This is a genomic window from Roseibium aggregatum, from assembly GCF_014692675.1.
Lineage (GTDB): Bacteria > Pseudomonadota > Alphaproteobacteria > Rhizobiales > Stappiaceae > Roseibium > Roseibium aggregatum_C.
Genome location: NZ_JABFCZ010000013.1, coordinates 135450 through 154674 on the forward strand (window position 1 = coordinate 135450; position 19225 = coordinate 154674).

20 protein-coding genes are annotated in these 19225 nt (G+C 61.2%); 4 read left to right on the top strand and 16 right to left on the bottom strand.

Annotation, left to right across the window (positions count from 1 at the left end; all coding sequences use genetic code 11):
- Positions 1 to 3: 3 nt before the first annotated feature.
- Genes HK439_RS13260 through HK439_RS13270 form a run of 3 tightly spaced genes read right to left on the bottom strand, consistent with a single transcriptional unit; the run spans position 4 to position 1714 of the window.
- Positions 4 to 483: a GNAT family N-acetyltransferase gene (locus HK439_RS13260; RefSeq protein WP_190291984.1), complete on the bottom strand. Its 480-nt coding sequence runs from the start codon at positions 481 to 483 to the stop codon at positions 4 to 6.
- Positions 484 to 493: 10 nt separating this feature from the next.
- Complete coding sequence (bluB, locus tag HK439_RS13265; protein ID WP_209011784.1) at positions 494 to 1159, bottom strand: 5,6-dimethylbenzimidazole synthase; 666 nt, start codon at positions 1157 to 1159, stop codon at positions 494 to 496.
- A 6-nt stretch (positions 1160 to 1165) separates the two neighbouring features.
- Positions 1166 to 1714: an adenine phosphoribosyltransferase gene (locus HK439_RS13270; RefSeq protein ID WP_190291986.1), complete on the bottom strand. Its 549-nt coding sequence runs from the start codon at positions 1712 to 1714 to the stop codon at positions 1166 to 1168.
- A 97-nt stretch (positions 1715 to 1811) separates the two neighbouring features.
- On the opposite strand from HK439_RS13270, the gene HK439_RS13275 reads away from it, so the two are divergent.
- Entirely contained in the window at positions 1812 to 2012 is a 201-nt protein-coding gene (locus tag HK439_RS13275) for a hypothetical protein (protein ID WP_190291987.1), read from the top strand.
- Here the strand turns inward: HK439_RS13275 and HK439_RS13280 are convergent, their stop codons facing one another.
- The 8 genes from HK439_RS13280 to HK439_RS13315 form a co-directional block, all read right to left on the bottom strand.
- Positions 2013 to 2888, bottom strand: coding sequence for an S-methyl-5'-thioadenosine phosphorylase (locus HK439_RS13280; protein WP_190291988.1), 876 nt, complete (start codon positions 2886 to 2888; stop codon positions 2013 to 2015).
- A gap of 127 nt (positions 2889 to 3015) precedes the next feature.
- Positions 3016 to 3858 carry a cytochrome c1 gene (locus HK439_RS13285; RefSeq protein WP_190291989.1) on the bottom strand — a complete coding sequence of 281 codons (843 nt, stop codon included), beginning with the start codon at positions 3856 to 3858 and terminating at the stop codon, positions 3016 to 3018.
- A gap of 29 nt (positions 3859 to 3887) precedes the next feature.
- Positions 3888 to 5153 carry a cytochrome b gene (locus HK439_RS13290; RefSeq protein WP_190291990.1) on the bottom strand — a complete coding sequence of 422 codons (1266 nt, stop codon included), beginning with the start codon at positions 5151 to 5153 and terminating at the stop codon, positions 3888 to 3890.
- A 24-nt stretch (positions 5154 to 5177) separates the two neighbouring features.
- Positions 5178 to 5738, bottom strand: coding sequence for a ubiquinol-cytochrome c reductase iron-sulfur subunit (gene petA, locus HK439_RS13295; protein ID WP_190291991.1), 561 nt, complete (start codon positions 5736 to 5738; stop codon positions 5178 to 5180).
- 331 nt (positions 5739 to 6069) lie between these two features.
- Positions 6070 to 7911 (bottom strand): ABC transporter ATP-binding protein, encoded by a 1842-nt coding sequence (locus HK439_RS13300; protein ID WP_190291992.1) that lies wholly within the window; start codon positions 7909 to 7911, stop codon positions 6070 to 6072.
- On the bottom strand, positions 7904 to 8323 hold the full coding sequence (locus HK439_RS13305) for a hypothetical protein (protein ID WP_190291993.1): 420 nt from the start codon (positions 8321 to 8323) through the stop codon (positions 7904 to 7906). Before HK439_RS13305 ends, HK439_RS13300 begins: the two co-directional genes overlap by 8 nt.
- A 417-nt stretch (positions 8324 to 8740) precedes the next feature.
- Positions 8741 to 10060, bottom strand: coding sequence for a methyl-accepting chemotaxis protein (locus HK439_RS13310; RefSeq protein ID WP_209011786.1), 1320 nt, complete (start codon positions 10058 to 10060; stop codon positions 8741 to 8743).
- A gap of 341 nt (positions 10061 to 10401) precedes the next feature.
- Positions 10402 to 12288, bottom strand: a complete 1887-nt coding sequence (locus tag HK439_RS13315) for an ABC transporter ATP-binding protein (RefSeq protein WP_328804158.1) — start codon at positions 12286 to 12288, stop codon at positions 10402 to 10404.
- 93 nt (positions 12289 to 12381) lie between these two features.
- On the opposite strand from HK439_RS13315, the gene HK439_RS13320 reads away from it, so the two are divergent.
- Positions 12382 to 12843 (top strand): tRNA (cytidine(34)-2'-O)-methyltransferase, encoded by a 462-nt coding sequence (locus tag HK439_RS13320; protein WP_190292022.1) that lies wholly within the window; start codon positions 12382 to 12384, stop codon positions 12841 to 12843.
- Between the two features lie 99 nt (positions 12844 to 12942).
- Positions 12943 to 13869, top strand: coding sequence for an oxygen-dependent coproporphyrinogen oxidase (hemF, locus tag HK439_RS13325; RefSeq protein WP_190291994.1), 927 nt, complete (start codon positions 12943 to 12945; stop codon positions 13867 to 13869).
- A 22-nt stretch (positions 13870 to 13891) separates the two neighbouring features.
- Here hemF and HK439_RS13330 read toward each other — a convergent pair whose 3' ends face one another.
- The 5 genes from HK439_RS13330 to HK439_RS13350 form a co-directional block, all read right to left on the bottom strand.
- Positions 13892 to 15019 carry an HD-GYP domain-containing protein gene (locus HK439_RS13330; RefSeq protein WP_190291995.1) on the bottom strand — a complete coding sequence of 376 codons (1128 nt, stop codon included), beginning with the start codon at positions 15017 to 15019 and terminating at the stop codon, positions 13892 to 13894.
- A 130-nt stretch (positions 15020 to 15149) separates the two neighbouring features.
- Positions 15150 to 16373: a CCA tRNA nucleotidyltransferase gene (locus HK439_RS13335; protein WP_190291996.1), complete on the bottom strand. Its 1224-nt coding sequence runs from the start codon at positions 16371 to 16373 to the stop codon at positions 15150 to 15152.
- Between the two features lie 4 nt (positions 16374 to 16377).
- On the bottom strand, positions 16378 to 16638 hold the full coding sequence (locus HK439_RS13340) for a DUF6111 family protein (protein WP_190291997.1): 261 nt from the start codon (positions 16636 to 16638) through the stop codon (positions 16378 to 16380).
- Positions 16638 to 17324: a CoA pyrophosphatase gene (locus HK439_RS13345; protein ID WP_235987862.1), complete on the bottom strand. Its 687-nt coding sequence runs from the start codon at positions 17322 to 17324 to the stop codon at positions 16638 to 16640. The genes HK439_RS13340 and HK439_RS13345 overlap by 1 nt, the downstream gene beginning before the upstream one ends.
- Positions 17314 to 17889: a DUF1285 domain-containing protein gene (locus HK439_RS13350; RefSeq protein ID WP_190292024.1), complete on the bottom strand. Its 576-nt coding sequence runs from the start codon at positions 17887 to 17889 to the stop codon at positions 17314 to 17316. The genes HK439_RS13345 and HK439_RS13350 overlap by 11 nt, the downstream gene beginning before the upstream one ends.
- Before the next feature lie 296 nt (positions 17890 to 18185).
- Here HK439_RS13350 and HK439_RS13355 point away from each other — a divergent pair, with 296 nt between their 5' ends.
- On the top strand, positions 18186 to 19205 hold the full coding sequence (locus HK439_RS13355; RefSeq protein ID WP_209011797.1) for an AAA family ATPase: 1020 nt from the start codon (positions 18186 to 18188) through the stop codon (positions 19203 to 19205).
- Positions 19206 to 19225 lie beyond the last annotated feature (20 nt).

Consider the following 19225-nt stretch of genomic DNA (forward strand, 5'->3'; position numbering starts at 1 on the left):
AATTTATAGCGTGCGGGCGAGCAGCACCTCGTCGTGGATCTCGATACCGTAGTCGCCGCGCAAGGGAAGATCCGGCTTCAGTTCCCGCTCCTTGTCGATCACGCCCTGAACGATCCGCTCCAGGCGGAACCCGCGGCGCTGATAGAAGCGGAACGCGTCCAGATTGTCGTTGGAGGTCCGGACGAACAGCCGCTTCAATCCATTCTCCCGGGCTTGCTCGATCACGGCATTGAGCAGAAGCGTTCCGGTCCCGCCCCAGCGGCTCAGCGAATCCAGGGTCAGGATTTCCCACTCGTCCGGCCGCTTGATCAATGTCACCAGACCGACAAGCTCCCCTTCGGACAAGGCGACAAAACCCGGCAGCTTCGACGCATCGACCATCTCGTCGTCGAGCAGGATCTCAGGCCCCGCCCAACGGTCCGTCAGCAGCTTGCGGACGGCCTCCCGGTCATCTTCTTCTATCGGCCGGATCGTGACACTCATCCCTGGGTCCTTATCGCCTGAAAATCCGGGTCGAGAGCGGGGTTCGCCCCTGCCAGCCTTCGCGCTCGAGTTCCGGATCTATATGCTCTTCCTGCGGGTAGCCGACGCAAAGGTAGGCGACCAGCTGCCAGTCTGCCGGGACGTCTAACGTATCGTGTACGGCGACCGGGTCAACAATGGAGACCCAGCCGATCCCCACCCCGTGGATACGTGCGGCAAGCCACAGGGTCTGGATCATGCCGACCACGGAATATTGCAGGGTTTCCGGCATGGTACGGCGCCCGAGCCCGTGTCCCTGAGCGGTTTCACAATCGCAGAACACGGCCAGATGTACCGGTGCCTCCCTAAGCCCGGCAAGCTTCAGCCGTGCATAGAGAGCCGCCTTGTCGGTCTCGTAAGTTTCAAGTGCGGCGCGGTTTTCGGCCTCGAACCCGGCAACGATCTTGTCGCGCCGGGCCGCGTCTTCCACCAGAACGACGCGCCAGGGCTGGCTGTTTCCCACCGAAGGCGCCAGATCGGCGAGGTCGAGAAGCTTGTCCAGCAGTCCGGCAGCAAGCGGTTCTTCCCGGAACCGCCGCACATCCCGGCGCCAGTGGAGCAGCGTCTCAAAGGCATGTTCGAAGCGGTCATCGAATACGGGCGGCATCTGTTGCCCTCTGGATGAAGTCCGCCGCATCACCCGTCAGTGTCCCGAAAATTCGACCAGTGTCCGGACCGGAACGCCAAGAGCCTCGATCTTCTGCCTGCCGCCGATATCCGGCAGATCGATGATGAAACAGGCCGCCACGATTTCCGCGCCCATGGACTGCAGCAGCTTGCAGGCCGCTTCCGCGGTTCCGCCGGTTGCGATCAGGTCGTCCACCAGGATTACCTTGTCGCCGGGAGTGATGGCGTCCTTGTGCATTTCCATTTCGTCGAGGCCGTATTCCAGGGAATAGGCGACGCTGACCGTTTCATGGGGAAGCTTGCCCTTCTTGCGGATCGGCACGAACCCGGCGGAAAGCTGATGCGCCACGGCGCCGCCCAGGATAAAGCCGCGCGCCTCGATCCCGGCAATCTGGTCGACCTTGGACCCGGCCCAGGGCTGGACCAGGGCATCCACTGCCCGGCGGAATGCCTTCGCATTGCCCAGGAGCGTGGTGATATCGCGGAAGAGGATTCCCTCCTTCGGATAGTCCGGGATCGTGCGGATCGATTCGATCAATTCATCCCGCGCAGTCTTTTCATTCATGGATTTGTCTCTGTAAGGTCTCTGGATCGGGGAAGAGGAGGTCAGGCGGACGCTGCGCCTTACGCTCTAATACCTGTTTAAAGGAGGAGATACCGATATGGACGAACAAAACAAGACGGTGCTGGTCGACATCGACATTCCCTTCGGTCGCCTTGTAATGATCATCATCAAGATCGCCCTTGCCTCCATTCCGGCCATGATCGTGGTCTGGGCCATTCTCGGCATCCTGATGTTGATCTTCGGCGGCATCTTCGGCGGCTTCGGCGGCATGTGGATGCACGGCGGCCGCTTTAATTGATCAGCGGTTCAGTACGCGACCGGCGACCGCGTCCAGCTTTGCGACCAGTTCCGGGTCGCGTGCCTCCGGAGCGGTCATGATGGCAAATTCCAGGGCCGTGTCGGATCCAACCGGACAGGCCTCGTGCTCGCGCGGCAGGTCCTTTGCGATCCGCGCGACCAGCCGCTGGGCGTTCGACGCGTTTTCGTGCAGCACCTTGATGATGGTCTGGATGTCGACCTCGCCGTGATCGGGATGCCAGCTGTCGTAATCGGTGATCATGGCGACGGTGGCGTAGCAGATCTCCGCCTCGCGGGCGAGCTTGGCTTCCGGCATATTGGTCATGCCGATGACATCGCAGCCCCAGGAACGATAGAGGTGGCTTTCCGCCAGAGAGGAAAACTGCGGGCCCTCCATGGCCAGATAAGTGCCCCCGCGCCGGTAGAGCAGATCCTCGGCGCGCGCGGCCTTTTCGACGGAGTCGACCAGTTTCGGGCTGACCGGATAGGCCATGGAAACATGCGCCACGCAGCCGTTGCCGAAGAAGCTCTTTTCCCGGGCAAAGGTCCGGTCGATGAACTGGTCGACGAGCACGAAGGTACCGGGCGCCAGTTCCTCCTTCAGGGAGCCACAGGCCGAAACCGAGACCAGATCGGTCACGCCGCAGCGTTTGAGGACGTCGATGTTTGCGCGGTAGTTGATGCCCGTCGGCGAAAGGGCGTGGCCCTGTCCGTGCCTGGGCAGGAAAACGACCTTGAGCCCGTCGATGTAACCGATGCGCACCTTGTCCGATGGTGTTCCCCAGGGGCTTTCAACGCCCACCCATTCGGAGTTTTCCAGTCCAGGCAGGTCGTAAATCCCTGATCCGCCCACGACACCGAGAACTGATTTTACCATGGAGTCCCTCAATCGATCTTCTGGAAACCTATAGGCCCCGCAAATGACATGATGTCAAACCCGGGCCATGAAAAAGGCCGCCGAAGGATCCGGCGGCCTGATTTCATTTGTCGAGCGGCGCTGACGCTTAGTGCTCGACGTTGCGCCAGAGCGACTTCTTGGTGAAGTAGAGCAGCCCGGCGAAGACGATCAGGAAGATCATGACCCGGAAGCCGGTCTTCTTGCGTGCTTCCAGATGCGGCTCGGCGGCCCACATCATGAAGGCGGAAATATCGCGGGCATACTGGTCGACCGTCATCGGCGTGCCGTCCGTATACTCAACCAGTTCGTCGCTCAACGGCGGCGCCATACCGATGGCGTTACCGGCGAGGAATGCGTGGTTGTAGTACTTGCCTTCCGGAATGGTCACACCTTCGGGCGCTTCTTCCTCAAAACCGGTCAGCAGCGCGTAGATGTAGTCCGGCCCCTGTTCCTGATATTGGGTGAAGGCATCGAAGATGAACCACGGGAACCCGCGGTGTGCGGCACGAGCCTTGGCCAGAAGGGAGAAGTCGGGCGGATACGCACCGCCGTTGGACGCCCGGGCGGCCTGTTCGTTCGGGAACGGCGACGGAAAACGGTCGGCGAGTGTCGCCGGACGTTCGTACATGTCGCCATCGTCGTTGGGGCCATCCTCGACGGTATAGTCGGCAGCAATGGCTTTCGCCTGCTCTTCCGTGAAGCTTGGTCCGCCCTCTTCGGCCAGGTTGCGGAAAGCAACCAGGCGCAGGCCGTGACAGGAGGAACAGACTTCCCTGTAGATCTTGAAGCCGCGCTGAAGCTGACCCCGGTCATAGGTGCCGAAAGGTCCGGCGAACGACCATTGCTGGCGCTCGATGTGCGGCGGTTCGCCGGCGGCAAGCGCCGGAGTTGCGGTCGCAACGACTGCGACCGCGGCGAATGCACGAACCATTTTGATCATGGTGCTCATTTTTCCAATAACTCCTGATCGGTTCGACGTCACTTGGTGCTCGGCGCGGAGGTCGCACCGGCCGGGGTTCCGGAACCACCCTTCAAAACCGCTTCCGATATCGAGGCTGGAAGCGGCCGTGGCTTTTCCAGGAATCCGAGCAGCGGAAGAATGATCAGGAAGTGCGCGAAGTAATAGGCCGTGAAGATCCGCGAGAAGATCACATACCAGCCTTCCGGAGGCATTGCCCCGAGATAACCGAGCGCAACGCAGTTCGCAGCGAAGATCCAGAAGAACTGCTTGAACAGCGGACGGTAGGTACCGGAACGGACCTTGGAGGTATCGAGCCAGGGCAGCACGAACAGGATGGCAATCGCGCCGAACATGGCGGCAACGCCGCCGAGCTTGTCCGGAATGGCCCGCAGGATCGCGTAGAACGGCAGGAAGTACCATTCAGGCACGATGTGAGACGGTGTCACCAGCGGATTGGCTTCGATGTAGTTGTCCGGATGGCCCATGTAGTTCGGCACATAGAAGGCGAACCAGGCGAACAGGATCATGAACACGATGATCGCGAACAGGTCCTTGACCGTGTAGTACGGATGGAACGGAACCGTATCCTGCTTCGACTTCGGCTGAACGCCGCTCGGGTTGTTGTTGCCGGTGGTGTGGAACGCCCACACGTGCAGGATCACGACACCGAAGATCATGAACGGCAGCAGGTAGTGCAGCGAGAAGAAACGGTTCAGCGTCGGATTGTCGACGGCGAAACCGCCCCACAGCCAGGTCCGGATTGCTTCGCCCACGATCGGAATGGCCGAGAACAGGTTGGTGATCACGGTTGCGCCCCAGAAGGACATCTGGCCCCAGGGCAACACGTAGCCCATGAAGGCGGTGCCCATCATGATCAGGAAGATGATCACGCCGAGGATCCACGAAATCTCGCGCGGCGCCTTGTAGGAGCCGTAGTACATGCCGCGGAAAATATGGATGTAGACGGCGATGAAGAACATCGATGCGCCGTTTGAGTGCAGATAGCGCAGCATCCAGCCGAAGTTCACGTCGCGCATGATGTGCTCGACGCTGTCGAAGGCCATTGTCGTGTTCGCCGTGTAGTGCATGACCAGCACGACGCCGGTGAGGATCTGTGCGATCAGCACGAAGAACAGGATCCCGCCGAAGGTCCACCAGTAATTCAGGTTCTTCGGTGTCGGAAAGTCCACGAATGAGCCGCGAACGAGCGAAATGACCGGCAGGCGGCTTTCGAGCCACTTGGCAGCAGCGCTCTGCGGTACGTAGTTAGAATGTCCAGCCATGGCTGTCTCCCCAAATTCCTGCCGTTAACCGATCTTGATTTTCGCGTCGGAAACGAAATCGTACGGCGGAACGAGCAAATTCTCGGGCGCAGGTCCTTTGCGGATGCGGCCGGCGGTATCGTAGTGCGAGCCATGGCAGGGACAGAACCAGCCGTCGTAATCGCCTTGTTGGCCGAGAGGCACACAGCCGAGGTGCGTACAGATGCCGACCATGATCAGCCAGGGCTCCTTGCCTTTGGCTGCACGGTTCTCATCTGTCGCTTCGGCGTTGTCCGGAAGGTTCAGATTGCGCGCCAGCGGATCGCGCAATTCCGAGAGAGGAACGGCCGTTGCCTCCTCGATCTCTTTGGCGGTGCGATAGCGGATGAAGACCGGCTTACCGCGCCATTTGACTGTGATCGACTGCCCTTCCTCCATGGCAGAGACATCGACTTCAATGGAAGCCAGAGCCAGTGCGGAGGCATCCGGGTTCATCTGGTCGATGAACGGCCATGCCAACGCTCCTGCACCCACCGCGCCCATTGCGCCGGTCGCAATATAGAGGAAATCGCGGCGGGTCGGTTCCGCCGTATCCGTATGTGCCAAGGTCGCGTCCTCTCGAAACCTGTTCAACCTGTACCGAAAGCCCGCCTTCGGCCCGCGGGCTTTCTGCTGGCACAGGAAGCAAAGCGGATCAAAGCGGGTCTCAACGGAGACAAGGCGCGGATCTCTCCGCACCTGTCAAAGCGGTTGTCTTTTTGCACCCTTGAAGCCGCTTGTCCAGATCGACAAACGTGTCATTCGGAGAATGTCGCGAGAAAAAGACAGTCCGCGCCCCTTTTCTGCCCCAAATTACGGAAGCAGTGCAAGACGGCTATGTAAAAAACCGGATATCGGCAGCAGAATCAAGCAACTCCGCGCTGCCCGACAATAGCCGCTATTCCGCTGCCTGGACCGGCGCCAGGAACCCGCCGGACTGGTGCGACCAGAGCTGCGCATAGAGACCCTTCTTCTCCAAAAGGCTCTCATGGGTGCCTTCCTCGATGATTCTGCCGCGATCCATGACGATCAGCCGGTCCATGGCCGCGATGGTCGACAAGCGGTGCGCGATCGCGATCACCGTCTTGCCTTCCATCAGATCGAACAGGCTCTCCTGAATGGCCACCTCGACTTCCGAGTCCAGAGCCGATGTCGCCTCGTCGAGAATAAGGATCGGCGCATTCTTCAGAAGAACCCGCGCGATTGCGATCCGCTGGCGCTGGCCTCCGGAGAGTTTCACGCCCCGCTCGCCCACATGGGCATCGAGGCCGGTGCGTCCCGCCTGGTCGCTCAGTCCGGGCACGAATTCGAGCGCATGGGCCTTTTCGAGCGCGGTTTTCACCGCCTCCCGGCTCGCCTCCGGACGGCCGTAGGCCACGTTTTCGAAAATCGAGCGGTGCAGCAGCGAGGTATCCTGCGTGACCACGCCGACATTCTCCCGCAGCGCGTCCTGGCGCACGCCGGCGATATCCTGACCGTCGATCAGGATCCTGCCGCCTTCAAGGTCGTAGAAACGCAGGAGCAGGTTGACCAGCGTGGATTTGCCCGCGCCCGACCGTCCGATCAGGCCGATCTTCTCGCCCGGCCGGATCGTGAGATCGAGACCCTCGATCACACCGGCTTCCTTGCCGTAGTGAAAGCGGATGTTTTCAAAACGGATTTCGCCGCGCGGAACGGCAAGGTCCGTCGCATCCACCGCGTCGCGCACGTCACGCTCCCGCGAAATCGTCGAAATTCCGTCCTGGACGGTCCCGACGTTTTCAAACAGGCCGGCGAGCTCCCACAGGATCCAGTGAGACATGCCCTGAAGGCGCAGGACCAGCGCCACGGCGATCGCGATGTCCCCGGTCGACACGGTTCCCGTCTGCCACAGCACGATGGAAAGCGTGCCGGTGGCAAACAGGAGCAGCATGTTGATGCTCGTCAGCGCGATATTCAGGAGCGTGACGAGACGCATCTGCCCGAACACCGTGGTCAGGAACGCCGTCATCGACGATCTGGCATAGGCCTCTTCCCGGTCCGCGTGGGAAAACAGCTTCACCGTCGAAATATTGGTGTAGGCATCCACCACATGGCCGGTCATCAGCGAACGGGCATCCGCCTGTTCCTTCGACACGTCCCTGAGCTTCGGGATGAACACCCGGATCACCGCCAGATAGGCCGCAAGCCAGGTGAGGAACGGCACGACGAACCAGAGGTTGGCGCTGGCGACGACAAATACCGCGGCGGTGAAATAGACGGCCACGTAAACCAGGATATCGGCAATCCGGGTCACCACCTCGCGCACGCCCAGCGCGGTCTGCATCAGCTTGTTGGCGATCCGCCCGGCAAAGTCGTTCTGGTAGAAGGAGATGCTCTGGCGCAGCAGGTAACGGTGCACCCGCCAGCGGATGGACATGGGATAGGTGCCCATGAGCCCCTGGTGGAACAGGAGCTGCCACGCAGTTTCCAAGAGCGGCCGCAGAACGAGGAGGACCGCGGCCATACCGGCCAGGGCCGGCCAGTTGTCGGCAAGGAAGGTTTCCCTGTCGCCCTTTTCCAGCCAGTTCACCAGGTCGCCCAGAAAGGTGAAGATCGTTACTTCGATAACCGCGACCAAAGCACCGAGCGCGGCCACGCCGGCAAGGATCTTCCAGGCAGGCTTCGTGTAGTACCAGCAAAAGGCGATAAACCCCTTCGGCGGCACGTCGAGCCCGGTCCTCTCGAAGGGATCGATCAGGTTTTCAAACCGCTCAAACACCATGCACCTCCGGAAATCCGCCCTTCAGGAAGCATCTCGAAGGCACACGGGGAAAATCGTTTGCCGCAATCCGGCATGTGGCCCGGCAGGCGCCGCGCACGAGAAGCACCCCTGCCGAAAGGCCGACAAGGACAGCGGCCAGCACAAGCGCTCCGAGGAACAGCCCCTCAAGATGACCCGCGAACCGGCTCATATCCGTCACATGACCGCCGGCTGCCGCATCCAGCCGGTTGGCCTCGACAAGAAAAACCGGTGTGAACAGGGCCGATGCCAGCACGAAGCTGACGAGGAAAAAGAACAGCGCGACGCGCAGCACGCGTGCACCGTTGCGCAGCCGGTTTGCCCGCCTGCGAACGAGCAGGGGCAGTTGAATTTCAGGCCGTATCGGCCTCAGTGGGTAACGGGCAGACATCACGTCGTCTCCGCAAGAAATCAGAAAATACGACGCCCGCAGAACATGCCGGGAAGCATGCAGCACACCGAAAGGGATGAAACGGGTGGCTTGTAGCCGGGGTCAGGAAGTTAAAGGGAAAAAGTGCCGGGTCGCCTCAATGGCGCGGACATCCCCATGGGCCGGACACATGGGCATGTTCGATAGACATCATGCAAATTGTCATTTACGCCCTCCTGTCCTTGTGACCGTTGCGGTCATGGCCGAAAAATAAAGATGCGGAGCAGCTCTGCCTGAGCCGCAGGCTTATCCGATACCCTGTTTCCGCCAGTCATGGAACCCCCGGATAGCGGGGCCGGGCGTCTTCAGAAGGGGTTGTGGCCGAACGGCCACAATCGGCACGGTAACCGGTTCCGCAACGGTCTTAGGGTCATGACCCTAAGCGACGCGGATATTCTGCAGGAATTGCGCCACCTGTTTTTCAAGACCCTGCGAAATCCCGGTCAGATCGCTCGTGGCTGCCTGCATCTCGGTGGTGGCCGAGCTGCTTGCATCCATTGCCGAAGACAGGATCCCGATATTCGACCCGACCCGCTCGGAGCTGGACATCGCGATATCGGCGTTCCGTTCGATCTCCTGCGTGACCGCTTCCTGCTCTTCCACCGCTTCGCGGATCGTGCGGGACAGATCGCTGATCCGGTCGATGGTCGAAGCAATCGTCCGCATGGCCGCTTCGGACTGTTCGGCAACGTCCTGAACCGCGGCGACCTGGCTGGAAATATCTTCCGTTGCACGGGTGGTCTGTTCCGCCAGGGCCTTCACCTCGTTGGCAACCACCGCAAAGCCTTTGCCGGCCTCGCCTGCCCGTGCGGCCTCGATGGTCGCATTCAGGGCCAAAAGGTTCGTCTGGCTTGCGATCTGGCTGATCAGTTCGACGATCTCGCCGATTGCCCGTCCGGTTTCCGAAAGCCGGCCGACGATCTCGTCCGTCTTGCGCGCTTCCCTGACCGCATTGTCTGCAATGTCGGATGCGCTATCCACGTCCCGGCTGATGTTGGCGATCGACTGGGACAACCGTGTCGCCGAAGACGTCAGCGACCCGACGGAGGTATTCGCCGAATTGCAGGCGTCTCCGACCCCGTTCACCGCTTCGAGTGAAGAGCCCACGGTCCCTTGCAGCTGCTGCGAATTGCGGCCGACCGTTTCAGCCGCCCGGGACAGGGCCTGCACCGCGGCGATGACCGAGTGCTCGAAATCATCCGCAATGTCCTGCATCAGGGTTCGGCGCTCTTCGCTCAATTGCTCCTGACGAGCGGCCTGCCGCCGTGCTTCCTCGGACGTGCGCTCGGCGAGTTTCTGGCGGAATCCGATAATGGACCGGGCAATCGCACCGATCTCGTCCCTGCGCTCGGTTCCGTCGATTTCAATCTCCAGATCGCCGTCCGACAGCCGGTCCAGTCCGTTCTGCAACCGCTTGAGCGGCCGCGCCACGCCCAGGGCGAGAAAGAAAGCCAGGCCCAGAAAGGCAATCCCGACCGGCATGCACACCAGTGCGATGGTGATCATCTGGTCGACGATGAGGCTATCGACCTTGCCCGCGACATTTCCGGAGATAAACGCCGACGCGGAGTCGGCGGTTCCGATTTCCCCGATCAGCGCCTGACGGAAGGTGTAGAACGCAAAGCCGGTTCCGCCCATCATGATGGCGGCAGCGGTAACGACCATTGCAATGAAACGGCCGGGAATTGATAACGTCACGGCGAATCCTGTCAGGTTAGGGGAACGCGGATGGAAACGCCCCACTCTTAAAACCGGCTGAGACTCTAAAAGTGATTAAGTAAAAATATTGCTACACTTGGGATTCGGCAGTTGCGAACGCCTCCGCTCCCGATTGTAAAAAGCAGGATGAAAGAAAACCGGTCGACGAATAAAATATCGCATAATTACGTAACGTAAAATTCGACCGAAAGTCCTTCAAGCCCGCTCATTCTGCTTGTTCGAAACTCCTTTGACGGCTGACGGCACCGTTTCGCAAACGGACCCCGGGACTGCGGTAAAACCGCGCGGTCATTCGTGACCCCCTGTCCGGTGCGATCTTCTTATGCCGAACCGGCCCCGGCAAGGGAGGCGGAAGGGGCGGCCCCCCTCTCTTCGGAGAGAAATCCTCCCGACTGGCGCTGCCAGAGCTGGGCATAGAGGCCGTCCCGGTCGCGCAGCAGCACGTCATGGCTTCCCTGCTGGACGATCGCGCCCCCGTCCATCACGACCAGCCGGTCCATCTCGGCAATGGTCGACAGGCGGTGGGCGATCGCGATCACGGTCTTGCCGGACATCAGCTCCCGAAGGTTCGCCTGGATCGCCGCCTCGACCTCGGAATCGAGCGCGGACGTCGCCTCGTCGAGGACCAGAACCGGCGCGTTCTTCAGAAGGACCCTGGCAATCGCGACCCTTTGCCGTTGCCCGCCGGACAACTTGACGCCCCGTTCGCCGACAAGGGCATCGAAGCCGCGCCGCCCCTGGCGGTCCTCGAGCGTTTCGATGAAGTCCAGCGCATGGGCCCTCCGCGCGGCCTGACGAACCTCTTCGTCGCTCGCAGACGGGCGGCCGTACCGGATGTTCTCGCTGATGGACCGGTGCAGGAGGGAGGTGTCCTGGGTCACCATGCCGATGTTCTGCCGCAGGGATTGCTGGGTCACGGCGGCGATATCGGTGCCGTCGATGGTGATCCGTCCGGCTTCGGGATCGTAAAATCTGAGCAGCAGGCTCGCCATGGTGGTTTTCCCGGCTCCGGACGGGCCGACCAGACCGACCCGCTCGCCCGGCTCGATGGTGAGATCCAGATGGTCGATCACGCCACCGGCCTTGCCATAGTGGAATTTCACCCCCTCGAATGCGATCCGCCCCCTGGTGATGACCAGATCCGCAGCATCCGGCCTGTCACGGACGGCCACCGGCTTCACGATCGTTTCGGCGCTGTCCTGGATCGTGCCCATATTTCGGAACAGGCCGTTGAGCTGTCCGAACAGGCGGTTCAGCAGAAAATGCATGCGCAACACGAGGCCCAGGGTAAAGGCCACGTCCCCGGTCGAGATAACGTTCTGCTGCCAGAGAGTGAGCGCCAGCGCCGCCACGAGAGAAATCATGATACCGTTGAGGATGTTCATGACCATGCGGATCGTGGTCAGAACCCGGGTGAACCGCTTGAGCTGATGAAGAAAATGACCGAAGGCCGCGAGCGCGCCCCTGTTTTCCTCCGGCCGCGATCCGAATAGCTTGACCGTCTGGATGTTGGTGTAGGTGTCCACAAGCCGCCCGGTAACCCCGGATCCGGCATGAGCCACCTTCTTCGCCTCCTGCCGCACCCTGGGAACGAAATGGCGCGCCGCCACGACGAAAACGCCAAGCCAGACGACGACGATCGCCCCGAGCCTCCAGTCGAGGTCGGCAATCAGGAAGATGGTCGTGAGCGCATAAACGACAATGTACCAGGCGACCTGCAGCAGGGAGACCATGAAATCCCCTGCCGCCTGCCCGGCCTGCCAGACCTTCTGGGAAAGCCGGCCTGACAGTTCGTCGTGAAAATAGCCAAGGCTCTGGTTCATGACCTGCTGATGGGCCTGCCAGCGAACCAGGTTGAAAAAGCTTGGAACGATCACCTGTTCTTCAAGCAGGGAATTCATGATGGCGACGAAGGCTCGGGCCACCAGCACCACGAACAGCATTCCCAGAAGCACGCGACCGTGAATCTGGAAGAAGGTCGACCGGTCGCCGGTCTGCATCATGTCGACAATGGCGCCGATGAACGCATAGACCGAGGCTTCGATGCCCGCGGACAGGCCGCCGAAAATCAGCGTCAGGAACAACGGCCATTTGGCCTGCCGGACGAAATGAAGCAGAAAGGCAAGGCCGCCTTTGGGTAACGGTGCGTCCGGTATTGGACGAAACGGATCGAGCCAGGATTCGAACAGTCTGAAAATTGGTGTCACTTGTTTCTCCGCCGCGAAAATCCCTGCCCGATGACAAGGCCGGACCGCGGTGATATCCAGCATGGCATTCTGATCAAACTGAATGACCATATCATGCCGGACATTGCCCTTTTCCAGCCCGATATCCCGCAAAACACTGGTACGATTTTACGTCTGGCCGCCTGTTTGGGTGTCCGTGTTCATCTGATTGAACCTGCCGGTTTTCCCTTGTCCGACAGTGCCCTGAAGCGGGCGGGCATGGATTACCTGGAGCGTGCGGCGCTTCAACGCCACATCACCTTCGACGCCTTTGAGGACTGGCGCCGTGGGACCGACAGGCGTCTGATTCTGCTGACCACAAAATCGGAAAAACCTTATACCGGCTGCACATTCCGCGATACCGATATCTTGCTGATGGGCCGGGAATCCGCCGGTGTGCCGGACGCAGTGCACGCTCTTGCGGATGAAAGGCTGACGATCCCGATGGTGGAAGGCATGCGCTCCATCAATGTGGCGGTTTCCGCCGGCATCGTGCTCGGCGAGGCCCTGCGTCAAACGGACAGCTTTCCCGCCTGAGCCCCGATTCCGCATAACAGACCCTGCTGGCCAAACCCGCCTTAAGCGCCTAAAAGCCCGATCCGTACCCCAGTCTGTGCGAACAAGAGGAAATGCAAGATGACGGCCCCTTCCCCAGAAAACCGCGGTGGTCCGGTTCCGGCCGACATCGAGACCAAAAAGGAAGTCGCATCCCACTGGTTCGCCGAACTGCGGGACCGCATCTGCGCCAGCTTCGAGGCTCTGGAAGATGAAATCGGCGACCTGAAGGGTCCGCTGTCCGACCGACCGGCAGGCCGTTTCGAGCGCACCCCCTGGGAACGCACAGACTCAAGCGGCGAAAAGGGCGGCGGCGGCGTCATGTCGCTGATGCACGGCCGCGTCTTTGAAAAGGTCGGCGTTCACATTTCCACCGTTTACGGCGAGTTCTCACCCGAGTTTCGCGGCCAGATCCCCGGCGCCAGCGAGGATCCCCGCTTCTGGGCCTCCGGCATCAGCCTGATCGCCCATCCCCAGAACCCGCATGTTCCGGCCGTTCACATGAACACACGCATGGTGGTCACCACCCGCCAGTGGTTCGGCGGCGGCGCGGACCTGACCCCGGTGCTGGATGCCCGCCGCACCCAGGAAGATCCGGACACCATCGCCTTCCACGATGCCATGAAGCAGGCCTGCGATGCCCACTCGGTCGCCGACTACAAGGCCTACAAGGACTGGTGCGACGAGTATTTCTTCCTCAAGCACCGCAACGAGCCGCGCGGGATCGGCGGGATTTTCTATGATTATCTGCACAGCGGCGACTGGGACGCCGACTTCGCCTTTACCAGAGACGTCGGCCAGGCCTTCGATACGATCTATCCCGCGCTCGTCCGGCGGAATTTCCAAAAACCCTGGAGCGAGGCCGAACGGGAAGAACAGCTCATCCGGCGCGGGCGCTATGTGGAATACAATCTGCTCTACGACCGTGGAACGATCTTCGGCCTCAAGACCGGCGGCAATGTCGCATCGATCCTGTCGTCGATGCCACCGGTCGTGAAATGGCCCTGACCCTCGGTTTTCGGATCTTCTTCTAGCCGGTTGTCCCGGTCGCCGACTTCTTGTCGAACAGGGTCTCGACCGTCCGGTTGAGGGCGCCCAGGTCGACGGTAAGCACGACCGGCTGAAAGGCCCGTACCAGATCCTGATCGAGCTGGGTCTTCATGGTGCTGAGGGCCGCATAGGCATTGCGCGGCGGGATCGCATCCTTGTAGGAGCGCGTTTCGGTCATGGCGGTGAAAACATCGCAGATCGTCATCACCCGAACCATGGTGTCGATCTGATCGCCGGCGAGCCCTTGCGGATAGCCGGAGCCATCCAGAAGCTCATGATGCTGGACGGCCATTTTCTTGACCTCGAAAGGAATTTCCAGGCGGCTCTTCAGGATTTCCCGGCCGAAGAGCGTATGTTGGCGGACCAGTTCGGTTTCTTCAGGCGTGAGCTCGCCGGGCTTGTCCAGGATCGAAAGCGGAATCCGGGTCTTGCCGATATCGTGCATCAACCCGCCGAAGGTCACCAGTTCCTGGTCCTTGTGCGACCAGCCCAGGGTCTGTGCGAAGGTTGCGGCCAGACCGGCCACCATCATGGAATGGCGATAGGTGTGGCTGTGATGGCACTGAACCGCACTCAGCCACGCGGAAATCCCGTCCTTGGTCAGTGCCGCATAAATATGATGCAGCGTCCGGGCGAGTGTTCTCACCGGCATCGGACGTGACGATGCTGCCGCGAGCACGATTTCATCGAGACAGGCTGCCGTTTGCAGAAACGCTTCGCGGGTCGTGTCCGGCGTCGTTTCGGGAAACATCACTTCGAAATTCGGCTTAAGCATTTGCCGCATCTTGCGGACAAGTGTCGTGAGTTCCTCATCCCGTTCGATTGTCTCGACCTTGCCGAGCGCGGCCGCCTGTACGACCTCGCGGCGATTGGCCTTGGAAACGATGCAGAGTTTGGGCAGGTCCTCCACGCCGGCGAGCGCCGTTTTCAGGTTCTCCACATGGTCTCCCGACGCGTTTTCCAGCTCGATGACGAGCAGATGCATTTCCTGCAGGTTCCGGGAGGAAACCTCATCCATTGAAAAGAGCCTGGACGAATAGAAGAACGGAATATTGCGGGCATTGGAGCCCGTCTTCAAAGGTCCGTCGGATACAATTGCGACATTCATCCTGCCACCTGAAGGTTACAAGCACTCAGATGCCGCAGGGATAACAGACAACTTTAAAAGAAAACTATAATTTGAACGAGCAGCACGAATTAGCAAAAACAGAACGTTAACATCATTCGGGTCGCAGTTCTTACATCCGCTCCAGTAATTCTTTGCGGCTCAGGGAAAACCGGCTGTCGAGCCATTGGTCTTCAAGCCGCTTCAGCGTTTCGCCGATCCGGGGTCCCGCCGGCAGTCCCGCTGCCATCAGATCCGCGCCCTTGAGCGGGAAAGCCGGAATTTCAAGGGAACGGCCCAGTTCCAGCGCCTTCAGATAGACCGGCTCAAGGTGCTCTGAATTCCCGTTCGCCCGCGCCTGCGCCCAAACCGCGAGCAAGCCGTCAATGAAGCTCTCCCGGCCATGACGGTAAAGCAACCGGTAGACCGCCGGATCGCCGCTGTCCGCGCTGATATCCGTTGCCGCGGCCAGAGCGCCGTGCATCCGCCTGCGTTCCGCATTCGACAGGCGGAACCGGTCCGCGATCCGGTCCAGGTCCTCGTCGACAAAGCCGGAAAGCACCGCAAAGCCAAGTTCGGGCCTCCGGGTCTCCTGCGCCACGTCGTCGAGGCTCCTCAAGGCCCTGAAATCGGCTATCCGGGAAATCCCGCCGGTGGTGATTTCCAGAAGCCCGCTGTCTTCCATCAGAGCCAGGCAGTCCGCTGCCAGTGGCGCGCCGACCAGCTTTTTCATTTCCACGCCGATCCGCTCCGCCGACAGATGCCGCAGGCCGTCCCGCTCCCGGATGCACGCACTCAGGCTCGCCGGATCGGGCGCGCCGAGACCGTAGGCTGCGTGAATGCGGAAGAAGCGCAGGATGCGCAGATAGTCCTCCCGGATCCGCGCGCCCGGATCTCCGATGAAACGCACCCGCCGGGCAAGGCAGTCCTCAAGTCCGCCAAGCGGATCGTAAATCTCGCCATGCCGGTCGACATAAATCGCGTTGAGCGTGAAATCCCGCCGGCGGGCGTCATCGATCCAGCTGGTGCCGAAGACCACCCGCGCCTGCCTGCCGAAGGTTTCCACGTCCTTGCGGAGCGTCGTCACCTCATAGGCCATGCCCTTGCTGATCAGGGTGACCGTGCCGTGATCGATGCCGGTGGGCACGACTTTCAGGCCGTTCTCGCGGCCCCGGGCAGCCACCTCATCCGGCAGGGCCGTGGTTGCGATATCGACGTCGGCGACAGGCAGACCGAGCAGGGTGTTGCGGATCGCTCCCCCGACGGCCATTGCCCGGTCGCCATCCTGTTCGACCGCGTCGAACACCCGCTGAATGGCTTTTGTCTGCAGCCAGGGCGCATTGGACAGCTGTGTCATCGCACTATTCGTAATGCCCCGGAACGTAGACCCCGTTTTCCATGTGGGCCGGCCGGTATTCCGCTCCGTCCGGCGCCTGCTTGATCGAAGCCAGGATCATGAAGCTCACGCCCACCAGTGCGATGCCCGCAAGCGCAAGCCAGGCCATCGGCCCCCTGCGCCAATGTTCGGAGACATGGGCCTTGTTGTTCAGCCACAGCCAGAATCCGTACGCCAGGAACGGCAGGAGGAACAGGATGATATCGGCCAGAATGATACGCAGCATCAGCGGTACACCGTCTCGTACAGCGACCGGATGATTCCCGCCGTCACGCCCCAGATATACCGCTCGCCGAACGGCATGGCATAGAAATAGCGGTCGCGGCCTTCCCATTTGCGGCTTTGTCTCAAGTGGTTGGCCGGGTCCATCAGGAACGACAGGGGAACCTCAAACACATCGTCGACCTCGTGCGGATTGGCGACCAGCCGATGATCGGGGGAGACTTCCGCCACGACCGGAACCACCCGGAACCCGGAGCCGGTCAGGTAGGGGGCGAGTTCCCCGATCAGCCGGACAGCCTTCGGCTCCAGGCCGATTTCCTCTTCCGCCTCGCGAATGGCGGCGGCGGCCGGCCCGTGGTCCTCCTTGTCGATCTTGCCGCCCGGAAAGGCGATCTGGCCGGCATGGGACGACAGGTGCGCCGTGCGGACCGTCAGGATCACCGTCGGCTCACTGCCATGCTCGATGATCGGAATCAGAACCGCGGCGTCCCGGGGCGGACCGTCCCAGCGCGCATAAGGGCCAAGATCCGGGTTGAGGATATGATCCCCGGTATCGCGCACGACCGGTCCTTCCGCACTGTGCCGAAGCGTATTGCGGATATCGCTCAAAACATCGATGCCGGACTTTACCAGTGCGGATGGAACGTCATTCATGCGCGGATCACTTGCCTCGTACCAATCATGCCCCATCTGAGCGCGTTTCCGGCTCGATGGCAAAAAAACGTCCCCCGCTCCAGACACCCAGTTCCGTTCGGCCGTCGACCTGCCTCTCCTCGAACAGCTCCGCAAGTTCGTAGAGAAGGGCGCGGGACAGCAGAGCTTCAAGACGGCCCCGGACCAGAACATAGGGCTTCAGGCCGTCGTTTACCGGATCTTTTTCGAACCTCAAAGGATGGTCCCGGTCGATCTCCACCACATCGCCGACATTGGTTCTGAGCGTCAGCTTCCGCTTTTCCCCATCCCCGTCCACATAAAGTTCGGCACCGACGAACGGTGCATCCTCGACCGTTATCCCGATCTTCTCCACAGGCGTGACCAGATAGGTACGCCCATCCTCATCCTTGCGCAGAACGGAGGCGAACAGCCGGACCAGCGCCTCGCGTTGAATGACGCTGCCCATGTAGGACCAGCTGCCATCGGCCGCGATCCGGATATCCAGATCGCCGCAAAACGGCGGATTCCAGCGTTCCACCGGCGGTGGTTTCCGGTCCTTGTCCCCCGCCCGGCGCATCAGGGCGGCCAGGCCCGGCGGCATTTTTTTCACGTCTTCATTCGACAATGGCAATTGTCTCAATCCCGTATGCGTTCAAATTCTTCCCGTTTGAAACTGCCGAACCGCCGTTTTCGTCGCCCGGCGCCGGCCGTTACGGAAATTTCTCGTCCCTTGCCTCTGTCTCGCTAGAATTTGCGACTTATCTAACGGTTAATATGGTGTCAGACTGATCGAGTCGCGACAAGAAAAGCGGAAATCAGCAACAGGGAATGAAAGCGACACTGCGCCTGCCGCCTGGCTTTGAAGACCAATAACAGCAAAGGTGATTTATGAGCGTCATGACCCCGTCCTCCACCGGCACCTCCGAATCCGATCTCGAGGCGATTGCCGAAAACGCGGAACGCGCCGTTGCCCGCATCACCGAAGCCAAGGCGGATATTTCGCGCATCATTTTCGGTCAGGACAAGGTCGTCGAGCAAAGCCTGGTCACGATCCTTGCCGGCGGCCACGGCCTGCTGGTCGGCGTTCCGGGCCTCGCCAAGACGAAGCTCGTGGAAACCCTCGGCACGGTGCTCGGCCTGAATGCCCGCCGGATCCAGTTCACGCCCGACCTGATGCCATCCGACATTCTCGGCGCGGAAGTCATGGAACAAAGCGCCGACGGCAGCCGCGCGTTCCGGTTCATTCCCGGCCCGGTCTTCTCCCAGTTGCTGATGGCCGACGAGATCAACCGCGCCAGCCCCAGAACCCAGTCGGCGCTCCTCCAGGCCATGCAGGAATATCACGTGACCGTTGCCGGCCACCCGCATGACCTGCCGCGCCCCTTCCACGTGCTGGCGACCCAGAACCCGCTGGAGCAGGAAGGCACCTATCCCCTGCCCGAAGCCCAGCTCGACCGCTTCCTGATGCAGATCGACGTGCATTATCCCGATCTGGAGGCCGAACGGCGCATCCTCCTGGAAACCACCGGCGCCGATCAGGCCGTCGCCCAGACCGCCATGAGCGCGGAAGAGCTGGCAGAATACCAGCAGCTTGTCCGGCGCATGCCGGTCGGTGAATCGGTCGTCAACGCCATCCTGCAGCTCGTCCGTGCCGCCCGCCCGCCGGAAGGCGAGGCCTCCGGCAACGCCATCACCAGCCTGATCGCCTGGGGACCGGGCCCGCGCGCCAGTCAGGCGCTGATGCTGACCGTCCGCGCCCGCGCCCTCGTCGAAGGGCGCCTTGCGCCGTCCGTGGACGACGTGCTCGCCCTCGCCGAACCGATCTTGCAGCACCGCATGGCCCTGACCTTCGCCGCAAGAGCGGATGGCCACACGGTCCGCGATGTCATCGCGCGCGTGAAGGAGAAGGTGGGCTAACGGCAGGGAGACCGGGGCAT